The organism is Kribbella sp. NBC_01510 (genome assembly GCF_045040325.1).
Taxonomy (GTDB): domain Bacteria; phylum Actinomycetota; class Actinomycetes; order Propionibacteriales; family Kribbellaceae; genus Kribbella.
Genome location: NZ_CP109418.1, coordinates 849,874 through 869,965 on the forward strand (window position 1 = coordinate 849,874; position 20,092 = coordinate 869,965).

Annotated in this window: 17 protein-coding genes; 1 reads left to right on the top strand and 16 read right to left on the bottom strand. The window is 68.9% G+C overall.

Features of this window, described 5'->3' with window-relative positions:
• Positions 1 to 26: 26 nt before the first annotated feature.
• The 10 genes from OG558_RS04190 to OG558_RS04235 form a co-directional block, all read right to left on the bottom strand.
• Entirely contained in the window at positions 27 to 1,352 is a 1,326-nt protein-coding gene (locus tag OG558_RS04190) for a metallopeptidase TldD-related protein (RefSeq protein WP_405069036.1), read from the bottom strand.
• Positions 1,349 to 2,800, bottom strand: a complete 1,452-nt coding sequence (locus tag OG558_RS04195; protein ID WP_405069037.1) for a TldD/PmbA family protein — start codon at positions 2,798 to 2,800, stop codon at positions 1,349 to 1,351. The genes OG558_RS04190 and OG558_RS04195 overlap by 4 nt, the downstream gene beginning before the upstream one ends.
• A 166-nt stretch (positions 2,801 to 2,966) precedes the next feature.
• Positions 2,967 to 3,185 carry a hypothetical protein gene (locus OG558_RS04200; RefSeq protein ID WP_405069038.1) on the bottom strand — a complete coding sequence of 73 codons (219 nt, stop codon included), beginning with the start codon at positions 3,183 to 3,185 and terminating at the stop codon, positions 2,967 to 2,969.
• Positions 3,182 to 3,979 (bottom strand): COG4280 domain-containing protein, encoded by a 798-nt coding sequence (locus OG558_RS04205; protein ID WP_405069039.1) that lies wholly within the window; start codon positions 3,977 to 3,979, stop codon positions 3,182 to 3,184. The genes OG558_RS04200 and OG558_RS04205 overlap by 4 nt, the downstream gene beginning before the upstream one ends.
• 168 nt (positions 3,980 to 4,147) lie before the next feature.
• Positions 4,148 to 5,134 (bottom strand): threonine/serine dehydratase, encoded by a 987-nt coding sequence (locus OG558_RS04210; protein ID WP_405069040.1) that lies wholly within the window; start codon positions 5,132 to 5,134, stop codon positions 4,148 to 4,150.
• A 19-nt stretch (positions 5,135 to 5,153) separates the two neighbouring features.
• Positions 5,154 to 5,969 (bottom strand): ABC transporter ATP-binding protein, encoded by an 816-nt coding sequence (locus OG558_RS04215; RefSeq protein ID WP_328526448.1) that lies wholly within the window; start codon positions 5,967 to 5,969, stop codon positions 5,154 to 5,156.
• A gap of 7 nt (positions 5,970 to 5,976) precedes the next feature.
• The gene (locus OG558_RS04220) at positions 5,977 to 7,005 is read right to left on the bottom strand and encodes a FecCD family ABC transporter permease (RefSeq protein WP_405069041.1); all 1,029 of its coding nucleotides are present in this window, start codon (positions 7,003 to 7,005) and stop codon (positions 5,977 to 5,979) included.
• 76 nt (positions 7,006 to 7,081) lie between these two features.
• Positions 7,082 to 8,149 carry a FecCD family ABC transporter permease gene (locus OG558_RS04225; protein WP_405069042.1) on the bottom strand — a complete coding sequence of 356 codons (1,068 nt, stop codon included), beginning with the start codon at positions 8,147 to 8,149 and terminating at the stop codon, positions 7,082 to 7,084.
• A 1-nt stretch (position 8,150) separates the two neighbouring features.
• On the bottom strand, positions 8,151 to 9,170 hold the full coding sequence (locus tag OG558_RS04230; RefSeq protein ID WP_405069043.1) for a Fe(3+) dicitrate ABC transporter substrate-binding protein: 1,020 nt from the start codon (positions 9,168 to 9,170) through the stop codon (positions 8,151 to 8,153).
• Between the two features lie 46 nt (positions 9,171 to 9,216).
• Positions 9,217 to 10,398 carry a C45 family autoproteolytic acyltransferase/hydolase gene (locus OG558_RS04235; protein ID WP_405069045.1) on the bottom strand — a complete coding sequence of 394 codons (1,182 nt, stop codon included), beginning with the start codon at positions 10,396 to 10,398 and terminating at the stop codon, positions 9,217 to 9,219.
• 190 nt (positions 10,399 to 10,588) lie between these two features.
• Between OG558_RS04235 and OG558_RS04240 the strand changes: the two genes are divergently transcribed.
• Positions 10,589 to 11,521 (top strand): MurR/RpiR family transcriptional regulator, encoded by a 933-nt coding sequence (locus OG558_RS04240; RefSeq protein WP_329481734.1) that lies wholly within the window; start codon positions 10,589 to 10,591, stop codon positions 11,519 to 11,521.
• Positions 11,522 to 11,528: 7 nt separating this feature from the next.
• Here the strand turns inward: OG558_RS04240 and OG558_RS04245 are convergent, their stop codons facing one another.
• The 6 genes from OG558_RS04245 to OG558_RS04270 form a co-directional block, all read right to left on the bottom strand.
• Complete coding sequence (locus OG558_RS04245) at positions 11,529 to 12,113, bottom strand: Chromate resistance protein ChrB (protein WP_405069047.1); 585 nt, start codon at positions 12,111 to 12,113, stop codon at positions 11,529 to 11,531.
• A 10-nt stretch (positions 12,114 to 12,123) separates the two neighbouring features.
• Positions 12,124 to 13,902 (bottom strand): FAD-binding protein, encoded by a 1,779-nt coding sequence (locus OG558_RS04250; protein WP_405069048.1) that lies wholly within the window; start codon positions 13,900 to 13,902, stop codon positions 12,124 to 12,126.
• Positions 13,899 to 14,621, bottom strand: coding sequence for a VIT1/CCC1 transporter family protein (locus OG558_RS04255; protein WP_329481739.1), 723 nt, complete (start codon positions 14,619 to 14,621; stop codon positions 13,899 to 13,901). The genes OG558_RS04250 and OG558_RS04255 overlap by 4 nt, the downstream gene beginning before the upstream one ends.
• A gap of 75 nt (positions 14,622 to 14,696) precedes the next feature.
• The gene (locus OG558_RS04260) at positions 14,697 to 16,472 is read right to left on the bottom strand and encodes an aldehyde dehydrogenase family protein (RefSeq protein WP_405069049.1); all 1,776 of its coding nucleotides are present in this window, start codon (positions 16,470 to 16,472) and stop codon (positions 14,697 to 14,699) included.
• Positions 16,469 to 18,937 carry an aconitate hydratase AcnA gene (acnA, locus tag OG558_RS04265; protein ID WP_405069051.1) on the bottom strand — a complete coding sequence of 823 codons (2,469 nt, stop codon included), beginning with the start codon at positions 18,935 to 18,937 and terminating at the stop codon, positions 16,469 to 16,471. Before acnA ends, OG558_RS04260 begins: the two co-directional genes overlap by 4 nt.
• On the bottom strand, positions 18,934 to 19,992 hold the full coding sequence (locus OG558_RS04270) for an isocitrate/isopropylmalate dehydrogenase family protein (protein ID WP_405069053.1): 1,059 nt from the start codon (positions 19,990 to 19,992) through the stop codon (positions 18,934 to 18,936). Before OG558_RS04270 ends, acnA begins: the two co-directional genes overlap by 4 nt.
• Positions 19,993 to 20,092: the final 100 nt, after the last annotated feature.

The window sequence follows — 20,092 nt, forward strand, 5'->3', positions numbered from 1 at the left end:
ACGCAATGCACGGGGCGCCGCTGGTTTCAGGGGAGGATGAGCGGACCGGCGTCGATCAGCAGTGACGGTACGACGACGCTCTCCATGAAGGTCTGGTCACACCGCTCCCGCACGGAGCCAACGCCCAGAATCGCGTTCATCACCTCGTCCATCCGGAACGTGAACCGCAGTTGCGGATGCCAGGAGACGAGCTTGCCGTCCTCGGCCCAGTACGTCGCGTCACGGGTGGTCCCGGTGACGAGCGTCTCCTTCGGGTGCAGCACCCGCAGGTAGTCGAGCCGATTCACCACCAGACCGCTCCCGCACTCGGCCAGCAACTCGTCCTCGGTGGACTCGCCGGCCTCTAGCAACAGGTGCGACGGAACCGGATCACCACCGAACCGCCAGCCATCCGGTACGGCGTGACCGGTCGGCACCCCGCCCGTGACGCCGGCCCGGCGCTGGTCGGAGACGACACCGGTGAGCACACCGTGGTCGATCAACGTGGTCCGCCGCCGAACGTTGCCCTCAGCATCGAATCCGCTGGGCAGTCCGTCCGCGTCGCAGCCGTCGTCGACCAGCGTGATCAGCTCACTCGCGACCTTCTCGCCGAGCCGGCCGGCCACGGCGGACCGCCCGGTCGCATAGGCGTTCGCGCCGAGGACCGCGTACCCGTAGGTGGCGATCAGGGCGTTGGCCGCCTGCGGCTTCAGCAGCACCCGGCAGGTGCCGTGGTGCGCCTCGCCCATCGGCAGCGGCGTCAGCGCCTCGCGAAGCCGGCCCGGGATCTCCTCGATCGGGATCTGGTCGGCGTCGCGATGCATGAACCTGACACTGGCGGACCGGCCGTCCTGCTTCGCGATCGCCTGGATCGATGCCTTGGTCAACGTCTCGGACCGGAACAGCCCGGTGGAGTCCGCCACCACGCGGTCCAGCACGTCGTACCGGATCGCGCCGCCCAGCTTCATGTCCGGGTCGAGCCCGTCGCGGACGGTGGTGAACCAGCGGTGGCGGACCGCGGGGTCGGACTCGAGCACCGAGCCGGACGCGGGGATCACGGGCGTCTCGGCGGAGTGGTCAGCGGTCGGGACGGCGCTGCTCACCGGGCCGTCGGGCAGCTCGGCGAGGGCCGCGCTCAGCCGGTCGGCGAGGACGCGAACCGCCTCCGGGTCGAGGGTCTCCAGCGAACCGGCGACCGCACGGCCGTCGCGGTTGATCCGGACCCGGACCCGCATCCGGCGCTCACTGTGCTGGGCGGTGATCTCGGACTCGGCGTACCGCAACAGGTCGGCGTTCTCGCCGAGGATGTCGAGCCGGGTACCGTCGCCGAGGATCTCCAGCGCCTGCTGGACCTCTGCCTGATTGATGCTCATCGTCCCACCTGCACATTCTGGAAACGTCCGGGCACGGTGCCGTGGCCGACGTGGGCCACCTGCAAGGGCTCGCCCTTGTTGCAGGACGGGACGCCGTGCAGCTTCCACTCGTCCGGTCCGCCGAGGGCGTCGAGGCTGCCCCAGAAGGTCGGGGTGTCGCTCTGGTAGGTGCAGTTCTTCAGCATCCGGCCGACCTTGCCGTCGCGGATCTCCCAGCCGATCTCGGTCTGGAAGCGGAAGTTCATCCGCTGGTCGTCGATCGAGAAGCCGCGGTTGGTGTCCACCAGGATGCCGCGCTTGGTGCCGGCGATCATCTCGGCCAGCGAGGACTCGCCCGGCTCGAGGCAGATGTTGGTCATCCGGACCAGCGGCAGCCGCTGCCAGCCGTCCGCCCGGGAGGCGCCGCTCGGCTCGTCACCGAGGGCGGCCGCGGACTCGCGTCCGGACATGTAGCCGAGGAAGATGCCGTCCTTCACCAGCTGGGTGCGCTGCGCCGGCACGCCTTCGTCGTCGTACGCGAAGGAGCCGAGCCCGCCGGGGATGGTCGCATCCGCGTACGCCGAGACGATCGGCGTACCCCAGCGGAAGTTGCCGCGCCGCTCCGGGGTGGCGTAGGTGCCACCGGCCAGGCTGGCTTCGGTGCCGAGCGCGCGGTCGGCCTCCATCGGGTGGCCCGCGCACTCGTGCAGGACCATCGCGAGTTGGTTGCTCCCAGCAACAAGAGTGGTGATCTCGTCGGGGCACTGCGGCGCGGTCAGGAGCGCGACCGCCTCGGAGGCGACGCGGGCCGCGTTCTCCGGCAGGCCGAGCGACAGCACGTGCTCGAAGCCGGCCGTGGCGAAGTCGCCGCGCTGGCCGCGGATCTGCCGCGGCACACCCTGCGGGAAGGATCGCCGCTGGACGTCGTTCCCGTCGCCGGCGTTGACCATCAGGCCGCCGCCGCTCTCGGTCAGCGTCTGCTCGATCAGCGCGCCCTCGGTGTTGGCGAACACCTTCTCGTCGCGGTAGAAGTCAACGGAGGCTTCGATCTGCTGGACCAGTGGTCCCGCGGTCGTCGCCTCCTTGACGGTGGCCGACAGCAGGTCCAGCTTGGTGGACAGCGGGACGGTGAACGGGTCGACCTCCATCGGCGACGACCAGTTGTCGCGCGTCGTCACCGGCTGCCCGAGTGCGACGTGACCACCGCCGCCCGCGGCGCGGGCCTGACCGACCGCCTGGGCGATGACCGCGTCGATGCCGTCCGGGTCCAGCCGGTGGGTGGCCGCGAAGCCCCAGTGGCCACCGATCACGACCCGCAGTCCGAGTCCCAGAGAGTCGTCGTAGTTCACCTCCCCCGGGCCGTCGAGCTCGACCAGGACCTGCTCGTGGGTCCGGCGGACCACGCGGATATCGCCGTACTGAACGTCGGACGGCAGGAGCGCGAGCACGGTTTCGGCGGTATCTCGCATCTGGATCCTCCGATTTCGTGGGGGTGAACAGTGCTTCGTCCAGCACTGTAGCAGATGCTACGAGATTCTGAGAAGACGTGGTGTTTGCTACAGAGCGGCGAAAAGAGAACGGCCCCGCACAGCTGCGCGGGGCCGTTCCGTCAAGCAGGACAGGGGAATCCGGGCGTCACCGCCGCTTCGGGCGGACGTCGATGGCGAGGCTGATGCTGAACGCCACCACCACCAGCGCGCCGCCGAGCAGGGTCAGACCGGTGTCGCCGAACAGCCCGGACGTCATCGCGGCGAACAGCATCACCAGCGCGAGGACGACCGCGACAGCGATCTTCCAGTCGTCGCCGATGATGAAGTCGTACCAGAACTGCCCGAAGGACTTGAGGAACTTCACTTCTTCACCTCCACAGGAACGCCGGCGGCGGCCGGCGCCGCGGCGACCGGCTTGCGCAGCACGGCGATGAAGATCCGGCTGAGCAGGAACCAGGCCGCCAGCAGGACCAGGATCATCAGGTCGTGACCGGGCCAGTTCAGGCTCTCCCGGCCGTCGCGGAAGATGCCGATGCCCTCGATCGCCCAGTAGGTCCCGAAGGACGCCAGCAGCAGGCCGACACCGTACTTGAGCAGGTTCTCGTTGATCATCGACAGCGGCCGGCGCAGCGCGACGGCGATCCCGAGCACGATCACCACGGCGGCGATCGCGCCGAGGCTGGCGGCCGGGATGTTGTTCGCGTTCAGGCCGAAGGTCAGCACGATGAAGACGACCTCCATGCCCTCCAGGAAGACGCCCTTGAAGGAGACCATGAAGCCGAACATGTCCAGGCCCTGCTTGGCCTCACCGGCCGCCTTGGCCGCCTCGACCTCCTCCCGGTAGATCGCATCCTCGTCGTGCACCGCCTTGCGCCCGGACGATCTGAGGATCGCCTTGCGCAACCACTGCAGGCCGAAGATCAGCAGCAGACCGCCGATCGCGAGCTGCAGCGCCGACTCCGGCAGCCAGTTCGCCAGCGCGTAGCCGGCCGCCAGTGTGACGACCGCGAGCGCGCCCAGCGCCGCGACCGTACCGATCAGCGCCGACCGCCAGCCCCGGGTGTACCCCATCGCCATCACGATCGTGGTGGCTTCCACCATCTCCACGAAACACGCGACGAACGTCGCGATGATGAGTCCCCACGTTGCCGCGTCCATCTCTCACTTCCCTCACGTCAGATGAAACATATGCTGCACGAAACGATAGTTACACAGATCTCCGGGTGTCAATGACGGACGCACAACCGGTGAGACGGCCGGACGCGGGCATGCCGAGGCACCCGAGACGATCAGGGAGTCGCCTCGGGTGCCCCGGCCGGGGAGGGGTCAGGCCAGCGCGGCCGCCAGTGTGCTCGACGAGATGTTGCCGCCACACGACACGACCACGACGCGTTGTCCTTCCAGTTCGGTCCGCCGGGCCCGTGCGGCCGCGAACGCCATCGCGGCGGACCCTTCGATCAATTGGTGCTCGGTGTCGATCACCATCCGTAGCGCGGCGCTGATCGCGTCCTCGCTGACCAGGACCCAGTCGTCGACCAGTTCGCGACACAGGTCGAAGGTGATGCTGCCCGGTTCGACGCTGCCCGCCGTACCGTCGGACAAGGTCTCCTGCGCGTCGATCTGGATGATCTCCCCGGCCCGCACCGACGCGGCCATCGCGTCGTCGCGCACCGGTGAGGCGCCGTACACGCGAATCCCCGGCAGGTGCTGCTTGAGCACCGACGCGACCCCGCTGATCAGTCCACCGCCACCGACCGCGACGATCACCGCATCGAGCCGCTGACCATTGAGCTGCTCGAGGATCTCCACCCCGACCGTGCCCTGCCCGGCGATGATGTCCGGGTCGTTGTACGGCGGCACATAGATCAGGTCGTGCTCAGCGGCGTACGCGCGGGCCTTCGGCTCCAGTACGCCGGAATCGTTGCCCTCGGCCCGTAGTTCGAGACCGAGCCGGCGCAGTGCCGCGACCTTGCTCGGCGACGCGTTCTCCGGCAGGTAGACGATGCCGTGACCACCCAGCGTGGCCAAGGCGTTGCCGACGCCCAGACCGTGGTTGCCGGTCGAGGCGGTCACGACGCCGCGCTCCCGTTGCTCGTCGGTCAGCGTGAGGATCTTCGCCATCGAGCCGCGCGCCTTGAACGAGCCGGTGCGCTGCAGGTGCTCGGACTTCACCAGCACCTCCGCGCCGAGCTCCTCGCTGAACACGTCGTACTTCACCAACGGGGTGCGGACGAGGTGCTCGCGCAGCTGTGGCGCGACCTGCTCCGACCGGGCGGCACTCGCCGCCGGGGTGATCTGTTCGATCTGTGTCATGCGCGCCCCTTCGTCGGGTTCATCCGGTGGCCACCGCCAGGTTGGCACGGTCCAGCAGGCCGGCCCGCAGCGGGATGCACATCGGCTTGCCGCTGACCGGATGCGGGACGACCTTCGACTCCACCCCGAACACGTCCCGGATGATGTCGCAGGTGAACACGTCCTCCGGTGGGCCCTGGGTGACCAGGCTGCCGGACTTCATCACGAACACATGGTCGGCGTACTCGGCCGCCATGTTGAAGTCGTGCAGCACCATCGCGACCGTCTTGCCCTGCTCCTGGTTGAGCTGGTGCAACAGGTCGAGCACCTCGAGCTGGTAGGCCACGTCCAGGTACGTCGTGGGTTCGTCGAGCAGGATCAGATCGGTGCCCTGGGCCAGGCAGAGCGCGATCCATACCCGCTGGCGCTGGCCACCGGACAACTGGTCGACGTGCTGGTGCCGCAACTCCGCCGTACTCGTGACCTTCATCGCCCACTCGACGGCCTCCTTGTCGGCCGCACTCGGGGTCTTCAGCGACGTCCGGTGCGGATGCCGGCCGAACCAGACCAGATCCTCGACCGAGATCGACTCCGGCGTGACCAGGACCTGCGGCAGGATCGCCAGCAGCCGGGCCACCTCCTTGGTGGGCGTGTCCTGGATCGACTTCCCGTCCAGGATCACGCTGCCCTTGGCCGGTGGCAGCAACCGGGCGAGCGCGCGCAGCGCGGTGCTCTTGCCCGAGCCGTTCGGACCGATCAGCACGCTGACCTTGCCGTCCGGGATGGTCAGCGTCAGGTCCCTGGCGATGACGGTGCGGTCATAGGCCAGTTCGACAGCTTCTGCCTGCAGACGCATGGCTCTCCTATTTTCCGGTCTTCACGAGCAGGTACAGGAAGTACGGGCCCCCGACGACGGCTGTCACCAGACCGGCGGGGATCTCGAGCGGCGGGGCGAGACCGCGTCCGATCATGTCGGCGATCAGCATCAGCAGTACGCCGAAGAGGGCGGCGGCCGGGATCGAGGCCATGTGCTTGCCGCCGAACACGCGGCGTGCCATGTGCGGTGCGATCAGGCCGACGAAGCCGATCGTGCCGGCCACGGCCACCGCCGCGGCCGCCAGTGCGACGGAGAAGAACAACAGCAGTCTGCGGGTCTTCTCGACCGGTTCGCCGAGCCCCGCGGCCAGGTCGTCGCCGAGACCGAGGACGTCGAGCTTGCGGCTCCACACGACGATCAACGGGACCAGGATGAGGACCCAGGGCAGGATCTCCAGCACCGAGGTCATCGACCGGCCGAAGAGGCTGCCGGTGAGCCAGATCAGTGCGGCGCTGACGTCCAGCGGGTTGCGCACCAACAGGAACCGGATGCCCGCCTCGAACGCCGCACTGACCGCGATACCGACCAGCGCGATGCGCACCGGTGTCGCCCCGCGGCGGTAAGCCAGCAGGTAGACGATCCCAGCCGCAGCCAGACCGCCCAGGAAGGCGGCGGGTACGACGGCCACCACGGGCAGACCGGGGATCGCGAGCAGCATCAACATCCCCGCGAAGCCCGCACCCTTGGTCACGCCAATGATGTCCGGGGCCGCCAGCGGGTTCCGGATCACGCCCTGCATGACCCCGCCCGACACCGCGAGAGCGGTGCCGACCAGCCAACAGAGCAGGACTCGCGGCAACTGGAACTGGACCACGATCTGCGACGCCTGCGTCGAGGTGTCGCCGACCAGCGCCCGCAACACGTCGCCCAGGGACACGTCCGTGGCGCCGACGCTGAGACCGTAGAAGCTCAGCAGTACGGCAAGCGCTCCGAGTGACGCCATCAGGATCGCGGGATGCTTCTTGGCCAGCGAAGTACGCCCGACCTGCTGCGCGACAATAGTCGTACCACTCATCGTCGTCCTCGCTTCGCTCCGGGCGCCGATGAGGCACAAGTCGGCTGTGTTGGATTGATGAACTCGCTCCGCTCGTTCATGAGGTCACCTTCTGTCGGCGGGCGAGGTAGACGAAGATCGGCGCACCGATCAGAGCCGTGACGACTCCGGCCGGCACCTCGAACGGCGGTTTGACGTACCGGGAGGCGGTGTCCGCGTAGAGCACCAGGGCGCCGCCGCCCAGGGCACACAGTGGGAGCAGGACCACGTAGCTGGATCCCACCAGCCGCCGGACGATGTGCGGGATGATCAGCCCGATGAACGCGACCGGACCGGCCACGGACACGGCCGCGCCGCAGAGCACGACCACCAGGGCCGACCCGAACAGCCGGGTGCGTTCGACGTTCTGGCCCAGTCCGCGAGCCATGTCGTCACCGAGCGCGAGCAGGTTCAGCGGCCGGGCCATCGCGAACGCACCGGCCAGGCCGATCACCAGCCACGGCGCCAGATTCCGGATGTCGGTCCACCCGGCGTAGTTGACGCCGCCGACCAGCCAGAACAGCACACTGTCGGTCGAGTTCTCGTCGAAGATGATCAGCACCTGGGTCAGCGAGATGAGCAGGCTGCTCGCCGTGACGCCGGCCAGTGCGAGGCGGACCGGACTGACCCGGCCACGCCCCGATCCGGCCAGCAACATCACCGAGACGCCGGCGGCTGCCGCGCCGCCGAAGGCCAGCAGGATCGTCGGCGCACCGGACAGCGACGGAACCACGGTGACCGCCAGGACGACGACCAGCACCGCACCCGCGTTGACGCCCATGATCTCGGGAGCGGCCAGCGGGTTCGCCGCGACCGCCTGCATCAGCGCACCGGCCACCGCCAGGGCGGCGCCGACGCAGAGCGCCAGCACCACCCGGGGCAGCCGGATCGAGTGGACGATCAACTCGTCGGTGGTCCGGGCGTGGAAGATCGCGGCCGGCAGATTGCTCAGATCGATGTGCTGACTGCCGATCGACAGGCTCCAGGCCGTCCCGGCGGCGAGCAGCACCAGCATCGCCGCCGTCACCCAGGTGACGCGCTGCCGGTTGGTGGTGACCCGCGGACGCCGGTGGGCGGCGTCCGCGGTGTCAGCCGGTGGGGGCAGGGTGCCCGTGGAGAGCGACATGTCACTTCCCGTAGAGGTTCTCGATCGCCTGCTGGGCGATCAACTCGGAGGCCAGCAACCCACGCGACCTCGACCAGATGTTCTGGTCGACCTTGTACGTCGCGTTGTTCTTCACCGCGGGCACCTCTTTCCACAGTGGACTCTTGGCCCAGGTCTCGGCCAGCGTCTTGTCGGTCCAGCCGGCGATGAACATCGAGTCGGGCTTGGTGGCGACCAGCGTCTCCAGGGTGAGCGAGACCGAGGCGTCACCGCCCTCGTCGGACAGCGGCGAGTCGATGCCGAGCAGCTTCAGTACGCCGGCGGTGTAGGACTTCGGCGGGAAGCCGGTGAAGCCCTTGTCCGACGTGACCACGAACATCGCCTTGCGCTTGTCGTCGGTCGGCACCTTGGCCTTCAGTTCGGCCATCACCTTCTCGTGCTCGGCCAGCCGGGTCTTCATCTGGTCGCACTTGTTCAGCGCGATCGCCGTCGACATCTCGCTGTCGACCACCTGCTGGTAGTTGCCGTTCAGGCTGGGGAAGGCGACCGTCGGGGCGATCTTGGACAGCTGGTCGTAGATCGCCTTGTGCCGGCCGGTCTCGGCCAGGATCAGGTCCGGCTTCAGCGCGGTGATCACCTGGATGTTCGGCGTGGCCCGCAGACCGACCGACTTGTACTCACCCATCTTGCTGCGGATCCCGGGAATGATCCGGTCGGGCTTGTCGTCGTCGGCGACGCCGACCGGGGACATCCCGACCGAGACCAGCGCGTCGACGAAGGAGTACTCCAGCGCGACCACCCGGGTCGGGTTGCCGGTGATGGTGGTGGTGCCGAGGTCGTGCTTGATCGTGCGCGTCGGCTTGCCGCACTGTTCCAGGTTGACGTCCGAGCTGACGCCCTGGGCGGCCGCAGCACGATCGGCGTTCGGGGCGGCACCAGTGGCCGGGGAGGCGGACGAACCGCAGCCGGCCAAGGCGACCGCGGCGAGGGTCAGGGCGAGAGCGGCGACGGAGCACCGCATTCTCGTGACGGAGACAGACATGGCATTCGCTCCTCGAGTCGAAGATGCCTTGCAGGGGTAGTGGGGATCACCTGGCGGCGGCGAGGGAGTGCGCCGGGCCGGGGACGTGCGGACGGTCCTCGGAACCGGGACCGTCGTACAAGTTCCAGGGGGCCTGCTGGTAGCTGTTGCTACACGGGAGGCCGGGGGTGAGCCGATACGTGCCGGTGGTCAGATCGACCAGGCTGGACACGATCGTGGAATAGCGGTCGAGCTCGTGCCGGCGCGGATCGACGTGCTGGCAGACGGCGTTGGGGTGGCCGAAGTGGTCGCTCATCGTGGTCCGCACGATGGTCTCGACCGCTTCCTCGGTGGTGCCGTCGACGCGGACCCGGGACAGGCCCTCCTCGACGCGCGGTGTCCGGTAGAGCGAGTCCACCGAGAAGGGCTTGTAGGACTGTTCGATCTGCGGCGGGACGAAGGACTGGAAGTGGTTGCCGTGCACCAGCAACCCCTCGGTCGGGTACATCCAGCCGTGCCGGCCGGGAGTGGTCTCGACGTCGATGGCGAAACCGTCGGCATGGGTGAGCAGCAGGTTGCTGGACAGGCTCTGCCGGACGCTGAAGATCGCGTCCAGCGCGTCGTGCATGTCCCAGCTCTCGAGCACCTTGCGGCGGACGAAGGTACCGGGAACCCCCAGTCCGGTACCGAATCCGGCGCCGAGACCGTTGGCGTTCAACGCGATCCCGGCGGAGTTGGCGCCGTGCCGGCCGATCTGGCCGGCCTCGACATGGCAGATGATGGTGGGCTTGCCGGGCTGGGCGATGCGCAGGACGACGACGGTGTCGGCGATCGCGTCCCACAGGTCCCAGTTCTGGCCCGCCCAGACCCGGCCGAGCGCGTTCGCCTGCTGGAGCATCGCGAACGAGGTGCAGCCCTCGTCCTCGGACCGGCGATCGGCGCTGAACGGATTGCCCTTGGTGAGCTCGCCCCGGCTGTTCAGCGCGAGGATCTCCTCGAAGCTGTGGCCGGAACCCTCCGCGATGCCGCGCAACTCGTCGACGATGTCCGGCAGGTAGCCCTCGATCACCGGTACCCAGGCGGGAACCCGGTCGAGGATCTCCGGCCAGGACAGGCCGGTCTTCCGGGCCGTCGACTCGGCGTAGAAGGCCACTGACCGGGCGATCGGCGCCCGCGCGGCCTCGCCGTACTGGCGGCCCCGCTCGCGCGGGTCGGCCGCGGTGAGGTCGATGCTGAGGAGCTCGGTCACGGGAATCTCCAGTGAAATCGGAGGGAAATCCAGGGTTCGTTGTGTTTGCTACGAAGTTTCAGACGACGGTAGTGACTGCTACAGTGGCTGTCAACGAGTCAGCCGATCGTTTACCTGCCGGTGATCTTGACCGGGCGGATGACATGATCGGCGGATACGGGTAGTAGTCCTGCGAGGCGAAGGAGCCGTCGTGACTGTTGCGGAACCCAAGCCACCCAGCCTGCAGGAGCGGGTCGCCGCCCGGATCGGGACGCTGACCGCGACCGAGCGCAGGGTGGCCGAGTACCTGTCCACCCATCCTCAGGAAGCAGCCTTCTCCTCCGCCGAGGAGCTCGGCCGGGCCACCGGGACCAGCGACGCCAGCGTCGTCCGCACCGCCAAGGCCCTCGGCTTCGACGGTCTGCCCGGCCTGAAGCGGTCGCTGCAGGGCCATCTGCAGAGCCTGCTGACCCCCGCGAACCGGTTGAGCGCCAGCCTCGAGACGGTCGGCGACGGCCCGGAGGCCGTGCTGAGCGCGACCCTGCGCGACCACATCGAGCGCCTGACCCAGGCCGAGCGGTCGATCGACGCAGCCGAGTTCCGGCGGGCGGTCGAGCTGATCGACCAGGCCCGGGAGACGGTGATCTGCGGATTCGCCGGCCTCGACGGGGTCTCGGAGTACATCGCCACCCATCTGACCCGGATCGGGCACCGGGCCCGGGCCGCGTCCGACACCGGCTACCGGCTGGCCGACCGGCTGCTGCTGATCACCGCCGAGGACGTGGTGATCGTGATCGGGCACAACCGGATCACCCGTGAGACCCGCGTGATCCTGGATCACTGCACCGCGACCGGCGTACCGGTGATCCTGCTGACGGACACGCTCGGCGAGGCGTTGCGCGACGAGGTCGCCGTCGTGCTGTCCGCACCGATGAGCCGTCCGGGCACGTTCACCAGCCAGGCGACCGTACTGATCCTGCTGGAGGCGCTGACGATCGCCGTGGCCGCCGGCGACCGCGAACACTCGCTCGACCACACCGAACGGATGAACCAGTTGCGCGAGGACCTGAACGGCTACTCGCTCGCGGATGAAGGACTGCTGACCCTGCCCAAGGCGAAGCGCACCACGCAACGCCGGACATAGTCTCCGGTCAGACAGTTCCCTCGGTCCGTTCGTACACATCGGCCTCGAACTCCTCCAGCAGCCGCTCACAGTCGGCTACCTTGGATCTCGCCAAATCCTTGCCGTCGGCACCCATCCAGTCCCGGTGCTCCACCTTGGCCAGCCAGCGGCGGAGCTTCTCCAGGTCCTGCCGGATCTCCTCGGCTTCCTCGAAGGTGTAGTTCTCGCGGAAACGCTCGAACTCGATCTCCTTGACGAACTTGGTGTCGCACTCCTCGACGATCTCGGCGTACTCCTTGGCGGACTGACTCCGGAAGCCCTCGACGAACTGGTCACGGGCGTCGTCATCGACGTCGGTGAGGGTGAGGAAGACACTCGAGCCACCGAGTTCGGCGACCCGCTCCCGCACCTTCTCCATGCCGGTCCGCAGGTTCTCGCGATCCGGCAGCACGCACACGGCCTGCTGGACGTAGAACCCGCCGAGCCGCTTCAGCTCCCGCCAGACCGCCACCCGCGCCCGCGACGAGTCGCTCGGCACCTTGTAGATCAGTAGCAGCCAGGCCTCGGTCTCAGTGGTCTTCACCGCAGCCTTCGTCCGTCGGGTCGTCGCCATGCCGCACAGGTTATCTGCCGGTGCCCACCACGACGCGGAGTCGATCGACCAAGTGGGGCATCACCTCCCGCCAGTCCGCGACCAGACCGACGTCGCACTGCGCGAAGATCTCTGCCGCCGGGTCGGTGTTGATGGCCAGTACGGTCCCGGCCCGGCTCGCGCCGGCCAGGTGGTTCAAGTTGCCGGACAGGCCGACCGCGAGGTACATCCGCGGCGCGATGCTGCGTCCGGTGATGCCGACCTGGCGCCCGTGCGGTAACCAGCCCTCGTCGGTCACCTTGCGGGTGGCGGCCAGTTCGGCGCCCAGGAGTACGCGCATCGGCTCGAGTTCGGCGTACGTCTCGGGCTGCACGCCCCGGCCGATGCCGATCACCACCTCGGCCCGGTCCAGCGCGTCGCCGTCACTTCCGGTACGACGCTCCGCCCGGTGGATCGCCGGATCCGCAGGGACCTGCAGCAGGTGGTCGGTGAGTTCTCGGTCGGCACGCGGTTCGCGCAAAGGCAAGAGGCCGGTCCGGAGCGTGGCGATCTGTGGTGAGCCGTGGCTGACGATCTCCGCGAGCGTTCCACCGCCTGACGGTTTCAGTCCGGCGAGGCGCGGCGTCGTACCAGGCTTGACGCTCAGGCTGACCAGGTCCGACATCAGCCCGGCCCCTGAGGCGACGGCCAGCCGGGCCAGCACCTCGCGATCCCATGGCAAGGCGGCACCGAGCACGGCCCACGGCGACCGTTCGCGGATCCACTCGGCCAACACAGCGGCCACGGGACGCGGCTCGTCGGCAGTCAACGTCACCACACTGTCGGCGCCCCACCGCGCGAGATCGTCGTCGCTCTGCACTGTTCTTACTGCGGTCACCGCACCGCCGACCTGGACCGCGAGCGCGGCGGCGGCTCCCAGTAGCGCCCGAGTGCCGGCCACTGGTCCTGGACCGACCAGCGCAACCACCTCGGTCCCCAGGGGATGTGGAGTGGGCACGACTTCCGCCGCTTGCGCTGTCGGCGCTTCGAAGCAGCCCCGGGCGAGCAGTTCGGTGACAGCCCGGCTGGCCTGGGTCTGGGGGCGACCGCGGAAGATGACCGGGTCGCGGGTCAACGGCGCCGGGTGGACCTGGGCGACCTTGGTCGGGCTCCCAGGCAGACCCCAGCAACCGGGGGCAAGGTCGGCAGTGGTGACGCGACGGACTGCACTGGCGGGTGGCCACGACTCGGCCGGAGCCTTGGCCGGCGGGCAGGAGCGTTCGGCGACCGCCACGACTGCGGGCAGGTCGACGACTACCTCCTCGGTGCCGGTGTCGTACTGAACGGTGGTCCGCAGCCTTCGGCCGGTCTCGTCCGGCTCCAGCGAGAGAACCGGCCCGGTGAACGGGACGCCGAGGAGCTCGGCGAGCATGGCACCGACCGCGCCCGTGCTGCCGTCGACCGAGCTGGCGCCGACCAGGATCAGGTCCGGGCGATCCTCCAGCAGTCCGATCGTCGACGCGAGCGCGCGGGCGGTGACGAGGCAGTCCGAGCCGGCCAGTGCGGGATCCGTCAGGTGGAGAGCATCGTCGACACCCCAGGCCAGCGCTTCTCGCAGTACGTCGGCAGCCGCGGGCGGACCCATGGTGATCGCCGTACTGCGACCTCCGGACTCCCCTGCCAGCCGGACGGCCTGAGCCACGGCCCGGCGGCACAACGGATTCATCTCGGCGATCGCGCCGGCCCGTTCGAGCCGGCCGTCCGCGTCGAGGCGTCCGCTGTGATCACCCTTGGGCACCTGCTTCACCAGGGCCGTGACGACGAGGTTCATGACAAACCGGTCCCAACCGCCAGGCCGATCACGAAGGTGACACCGGCCGACAGCCCACCGAGGAGCAGCTGTCGTCCGCCGCCGTACCAGAACGGGCGGGCGGTGATCTTGCCGACGATGCCGCCGGTGACGACCAGGCCGACCGCGCTGAGCAGCAACGCCGGCAGCACGCTGGCGGCGCCGAAGATGAACGGGATCAGCGGGATCAGCGCGCCGATCGCGAACGCGGCGAACGACGAACCGGCCGCGACCCACGGGGACGGCAGGTCGTTGGGGTCGACACCGAGCTCTTCACGCACGTGGACGTCGAGCGCGACCTCGGGGTTGACGGTCAGCTCACGGGCGACCTCGGCGGCCAGCTCGGGGCGCAGGCCCTTCGCCTCGTACATCCGGGCCAGCTCGCGTTCCTCTTCCTCGGGGTGGATCCGCAACTCGCGCCGCTCGACCTCGATCTCGGACTTCATCAGCTCGGTCTGGGATGAGACCGAGGTGAATTCTCCCGAGGCCATCGAGCAGGCGCCGGCGACCAGCCCGGCCAGCCCAGTCATGATCACGACCTTGCCGGTCGCGCCGCCGCCGACCACACCGGCGACCAGGGCGAAGTTCGATACCAGGCCGTCCATCACGCCGAAGGTGGCGGGCCGCAGCCAGCCGCCGGTGACGTCGCGGTGCGAGTGATGGAGCTCGGGGTTTTGCTGTTCCGCAACTTCCGCGGTCATTCAGGGACTTCCCTTCCACAGTGAGGTGAGCGTAACCTTAGTTCTTTTGCATCACCTGTTACATCAGCTTACTCGTTACTTTCCTGACGCGGCAACGGCGCCGCGGTCCCCGGCCGAGAGGTGCGCCACGGTCGCGCCGGTCGCGGTCATCGTCCGCGTCACCTCGCGCCCGCCGTACACCCAGTAGATGGTCAGTTCGCCGTCGCCGCGGTTGATGAACTGGTGCGGTACGCCGGCCGGGACCCAGGTTGCGTCACCCGCCTCCAGGTCGACCCGCTCGCCGTCGATCACCGCGGTCGCCTGGCCGGAGAACACCAGCACCGACTCCTCGACATTGTGCGAGTGCAGCGGGATTTCGGTGCCGACGGCAAACACCGTCGTACCGGTGGTGACCCGGTTGGGTCCACAGTTCCAGGCGCCGACATAAGGAACGGTGCGTACGCCCCTGCCCCGGTCGAACACCTCGACCTCGTCCGGCCGGATCACCAAGCGCGGCGCCGGCTCGGCCGACCAGACGGTCTTGGTGTTCATGAACTCGCGCATCCCGTGCACGCCCAGCTCGCGACCGTACCCGGACCGCTTGATCCCGCCGAAGGGCAGCCGCGGATCCGAGGCGACCATCGCGTTGACGAACACCGCCCCCGCGTCCAGCCGCCGGGTCAGCTCACGGGCGCGCTCCGGCCGCGTCCACAACGACGCAGCCAGTCCGAACTCGGTCTGGTTCGCCAGCCGGATCGCCTCGTCCGCGTCGCGCACCCGCGTGATCGCCGCGACCGGTCCGAACGTCTCCTCGTCGAACGCCGCCATCCCCGGCAGTACGTGGTCGAGCACGGTCGGCTGGTAGTAGAACCCGGGCCGGTCGACCACGTCGCCGCCACGGACGAGGGCCGCGCCGGCTTCGACCGTACGGCGAACCTGCGCGTGCAACGTGTCGCGCAGATTGGCCCGGGCCAGCGGGCCGATCGTGGTGGCGCCGTCGACCGGATCACCGATCACGAGCCGATCAACTGCCGTACCGAAACGGGCGACGAAATCGTCGGCGACGGACTCCTCGACGATGAACCGCTTCGCGTTGACGCAGCTCTGCCCGGCGTTGAGGAACCGCGCGGTGACGGCCGTTCGCGCGGCCGCATCCAGGTCGGCGTCGGCGAGGACGATGAACGGGTCCGAGCCACCGAGTTCGAGGACCTGTTTCTTCAGGGCCCGTCCGGCTTGCGCGGCGATGATGCCGCCGACCTCGGTGGAGCCGGTGAAGGTGACGGCCGCGATCCGGTCGTCCTCGATCAGGCCGGCGACCTGCTCGGTCTCGACCAGGACGACCCCGATCAATCCGGACGGCATCCCGGCGTCCCGCAGGACGGACTCGATCGCCAGCGCGCAGCGCGGGACCGAATTGGCGTGCTTGAGGATCGCGCCGTTGCCCGCGGCCAGGGCCGGCGCGGCGAACCGGAAGAACTGCCAGAACGGGTAGTTCCAGGGCATCACCGCGAGGACGACACCGAGCGGTTCGAACTCGACCCGGCTGTCGGTCGTGACCGTCTCCGCGGCCAGAAAGCCTTCCGCGCGGGACGCGTAGTACTCACACGTGATCGCACACTTCTCGATCTCGGCGACCGCCTCGGTCAGCGGCTTGCCCACCTCGCTGGTGATGAGCGCGGCGAGTTCGGGCTTCCGGCTCCGCAGCGTGTCGGCGAGTGCGGTGAGCAGGTCGGTCCGCTCCGACACCTCGGTCCAGCGCCAGTTGCCCTGGGCAACCGCTGCGGCGGTCAGCATCGCGTCGACACGGTCCGCGTCGTACGCGTCGAAGGTGACGAGTTCTTCCCCGCTGGCGGGGTTGATCGAGGCGATCACGAGGGCTGCCCTTCGCTCAGGCGATGCAGCACGTAGGGCAGCACACCGCCGTGGTGGTAGTAGTCGACTTCGCGAGGTGTGTCGAGGCGGATCTTCAGCCGGTAGGTCCGGCCCGCGGAGCACGCGGTGGCAAAGCCGTCCGTGCCGAGCCGGATGTCGATGGGCTCTGTTCCGGTGAGGTCGTCGCCTTCTCCGGGCAGGAACTCCAGCGGCAGGATGCCGAGGCCGACCAGGTTCGATCGATGGATCCGCTCGAACGACTGCGCGAGTACCGCCCGCACTCCGAGCAGCGCCGGGCCCTTGGCCGCCCAGTCGCGCGACGACCCGGTGCCGTATTCCTTGCCGGCGACAACGACGATCGGCACGCCGGCCGCGCGGTAGGCCTCGGCCGCGTCGTAGATCGAGGTCAGGACGCCGTCCGGGCCGGGTGTGACCGGGCCTTCGACGCCGTCCGCAAGCGCGTTGCGCAGCCGCAGGTTGGCGAAGGCGCCACGGACCATCACCTGATGGTTGCCGCGTCGCGACGCATACGTGTTCAGCTGGTCCGTCCCAGCGTCGCGCAGATAGCGACCGGCCACGCTGTCCGGCGGAATCGCGCCCGCGGGCGAGATGTGGTCCGTGGTGACCGAGTCGCCAAGCCGCACCAACGCGCGAGCGCCGACCAAGTCACCCGGTGTCGGCTGCACGTCGAAGTACGGCGGCCGGCGAAGGTACGTCGAGTCCTCCCAGGCGAAGGTCTCACCCGCCGGCGCAGCGAGTTGCTGCCAGCGGTCGTCGCCGGCGAACAGATCGTCGTACGCGCGATCGAACAACTCGGGCTTGAGCGTGCGGCCGATCACCGCTTCGATCTCGGCCGTCTCGGGCCAAAGGTCCTTCAGGTAGACCGGCGGTCCCTCTGCGGTGAGCGGCTCGGAGAGGAGGTCGATGTCCATCCGGCCGGCGAGGGCGTAGGCGATCACCAGCGGCGGCGATGCGAGGTAGTTCAGCCGGACATCGGCCTGGATCCTGCCCTCGAAATTCCGGTTGCCCGACAGCACAGCCGCAACGGTGAGGTCCTGCGTCCGGACCGCCTCGGCGACCTCGTCGATCAACGCACCCGACGCCCCGATGCAGGTCATACAGCCGAACCCCGCCAGGTGAAAGCCAAGCTTCTCCAGGTACGGCGTGAGTCCGGCGTCGCCGAGATAGTCCATCACCACGCGCGACCCGGGAGACAGCGTCGTCTTCACCCACGGCTTGCTGGCAAGACCGCGCTCGACGGCGTTGCGGGCGAGCAGACCGGCGGCAACCATCACCGCGGGGTTGGACGTGTTCGTGCAGGACGTGATGGCCGCGACGACGACCGCACCGTGCCCGACCGTGGTCGTGGTGCGCGGGCCGGCCGGCAACTCACGCTCGACTGCCTGCTTGGCGGTCGACAGTTGCGTGCGTTGCTGCGGCCGACGAGGTCCGGCGATGGAGGGGACCACTGTGGTCAGGTCGATGTCCAGGCACTCGTCGTACGTCAGGTCGACGGACGGATCGTGCCACAGGCCCTGCTCACGGGCGTAGGACTCGACCAGCGCGACCTTCTCCGGCGTGCGGCCGGTGAAGAGCAGGTACTCGAGCGTGCGCTCGTCGATCGGGAAGTACGCCGCCGTCGAGCCGAACTCCGGGCTCATGTTCGCGATCGTCGCCCGGTCCGGCACCGGCAGGTCCGCCAGCGCAGGGCCGGTGAACTCGACCAGCTTGCCGACCACACCGTGCGCCCGCAGCGTCTCGGTGATCGTCAGCACCAGGTCGGTCGCGGTCGTCCCGACCGGCAGCGCACCGGTCAGGCGTACGCCGACCACCGGCGGCAGCATCATCGACACCGACTGCCCGAGCATCGCCGCCTCGGCCTCGATCCCGCCGATCCCCCACCCGAGCACACCCAGGCCGTTGACCATCGTGGTGTGCGAGTCGGTGCCCAGACAGAGATCCGGGAACACCCAGCCGTCGCGCTCCTCGACCACCCGGGCCAGGTGCTCCAGGTTGATCTGGTGCATGATCCCGGACCCCGGCGGCACCACCTCGAGCTGCCGGAACGTGCGCTGTCCCCAGCGCAGGAAGCGATACCGCTCGGCGTTGCGCTCGTACTCCAGCTCGACGTTGCGCCGCAACGCGTCCGGTCGGCCGAACACGTCCGCGATCACCGAGTGGTCGACCACCAGCTCGGCCGGGATCACCGGGTCGACCAGTCCGGGATCCTTGCCACGGGCAACCATGGCGTCGCGCATCGCGGCCAGGTCGGCCAGCACGGGTACGCCGTTCGTGTCGTGCAGGAATACCCGTGACGGGTAGACCTCCAGCTCACCGGTCGCGCCCGGCTTCCAGTCGCGCAGTACGTCGCTCGCCGTGCCGTGCCGCAGTGCGTTCTCCAGAAGGATCCGGAGGGTCCGCGGCAGGTAGTCGGGCGCGATGCCTCGCAGTGACTGGATGTTCATGCGAGCCCGTTGATCGACTCGACGACGGCCGCGGTGAACTCCGCCGTACCGGCCGTGCCGCCGAGGTCCGCCGTACGGACGCCTCCGGCCACCGCTGCCCGGAGACCGCGATCGATCAGCTCGGCGGCCGGCTGGTTGCCGAGCCAGTCGAGCAGCATCGCGCCGGAGGAGATCATCGCGGTCGGGTTGGCCAGGCCGCGGCCGGCGATGTCCGGAGCCGAGCCGTGCGCCGCCTGCGCCATCGCCCGCTCGTGCGAGGCGTTGATGGACGGAGCGATCCCGAGCGAGCCGGCCAGTTCGCCGGTCAGGTCGGACAGGATGTCGCCGAACATGTTCTCCGTGACCAGTACGTCGAAGTCCGCCCCGTGCCGGACCAGGTGGACGGTCATCGCGTCGATGTGGAAGTCGTCGACCGCGACGTCGGGGTACTCGGCGGCGATCTCCCGGCAGATCTCCAGGAAGAAGCCGGTCGTGGTCCGGAGCACGTTTGCCTTGTGCACGATGGTCAGATGCTTGCGGCGCTGGACCGCGAGCTCGAAGGCCTGCCGTGCGATCCGTTCGATCGCGGGACGGGTGAAGATGCCCATCGCGATCGCCACGTCCGCGGTCGGCATGAACTCACCGGTGCCGCGATAGGTACTGCGATCGGCGTAGAAGCCCTCGGTGTTCTCCCGGACCACGACCAGGTCGAGCCCGGGCAGCAGCGCGGGCGTCCCGTCGAAGGCCTTCGCCGGGCGGATGTTGGCGAACAGATCGAAGTGCTTGCGGAGGAACCCGCTCGGGTTGAGCTGCGCGCGATGCTCCGCCGGGTACGACGCGCTGTCGTGCGGGCCGAGGAGCCAGCCGTCCAGCTTGTCGAGGGTCTCGACCGTGACCTCCGGGAGCGCGCTGCCGTGGGTGTCGATCGCCGCGGCGCCGACCGGGAGCGGCACCCACTCGACGGCCGGCGCACCGACGGCGGCGAGAGCGGAATCGAGCACCTGAACGGCGGCGGGCACGATCTCGGGCCCGATGCCGTCACCCAGCAGCACACCCAACCGGAAGTTGTCAGCCATGGTGAGGAGTGTGAGTCGTTATAACGACTCACGTCAAGTGTTCGGCGGATCTCGTCTCAAGGCATGATCTCAAGGTATTCTGAGCCAGCCGGTCGTTATA

Excerpts from the sequence above, each read along its gene's own strand:
- OG558_RS04190 (WP_405069036.1), bottom strand. The coding sequence starts at position 1,352 with ATGAGCATCAATCAGGCAGAGGTCCAGCAGGCGCTGGAGATCCTCGGC.
- OG558_RS04195 (WP_405069037.1), bottom strand. The coding sequence starts at position 2,800 with ATGCGAGATACCGCCGAAACCGTGCTCGCGCTCCTGCCGTCCGACGTT.
- OG558_RS04205 (WP_405069039.1), bottom strand. The coding sequence starts at position 3,979 with ATGGACGCGGCAACGTGGGGACTCATCATCGCGACGTTCGTCGCGTGT.
- OG558_RS04210 (WP_405069040.1), bottom strand. The coding sequence starts at position 5,134 with ATGACACAGATCGAACAGATCACCCCGGCGGCGAGTGCCGCCCGGTCG.
- OG558_RS04215 (WP_328526448.1), bottom strand. The coding sequence starts at position 5,969 with ATGCGTCTGCAGGCAGAAGCTGTCGAACTGGCCTATGACCGCACCGTC.
- OG558_RS04220 (WP_405069041.1), bottom strand. The coding sequence starts at position 7,005 with ATGAGTGGTACGACTATTGTCGCGCAGCAGGTCGGGCGTACTTCGCTG.
- OG558_RS04225 (WP_405069042.1), bottom strand. The coding sequence starts at position 8,149 with ATGTCGCTCTCCACGGGCACCCTGCCCCCACCGGCTGACACCGCGGAC.
- OG558_RS04230 (WP_405069043.1), bottom strand. The coding sequence starts at position 9,170 with ATGTCTGTCTCCGTCACGAGAATGCGGTGCTCCGTCGCCGCTCTCGCC.
- OG558_RS04245 (WP_405069047.1), bottom strand. The coding sequence starts at position 12,113 with ATGGCGACGACCCGACGGACGAAGGCTGCGGTGAAGACCACTGAGACC.
- OG558_RS04250 (WP_405069048.1), bottom strand. The coding sequence starts at position 13,902 with ATGAACCTCGTCGTCACGGCCCTGGTGAAGCAGGTGCCCAAGGGTGAT.
- OG558_RS04255 (WP_329481739.1), bottom strand. The coding sequence starts at position 14,621 with ATGACCGCGGAAGTTGCGGAACAGCAAAACCCCGAGCTCCATCACTCG.
- acnA (WP_405069051.1), bottom strand. The coding sequence starts at position 18,937 with ATGAACATCCAGTCACTGCGAGGCATCGCGCCCGACTACCTGCCGCGG.
- OG558_RS04270 (WP_405069053.1), bottom strand. The coding sequence starts at position 19,992 with ATGGCTGACAACTTCCGGTTGGGTGTGCTGCTGGGTGACGGCATCGGG.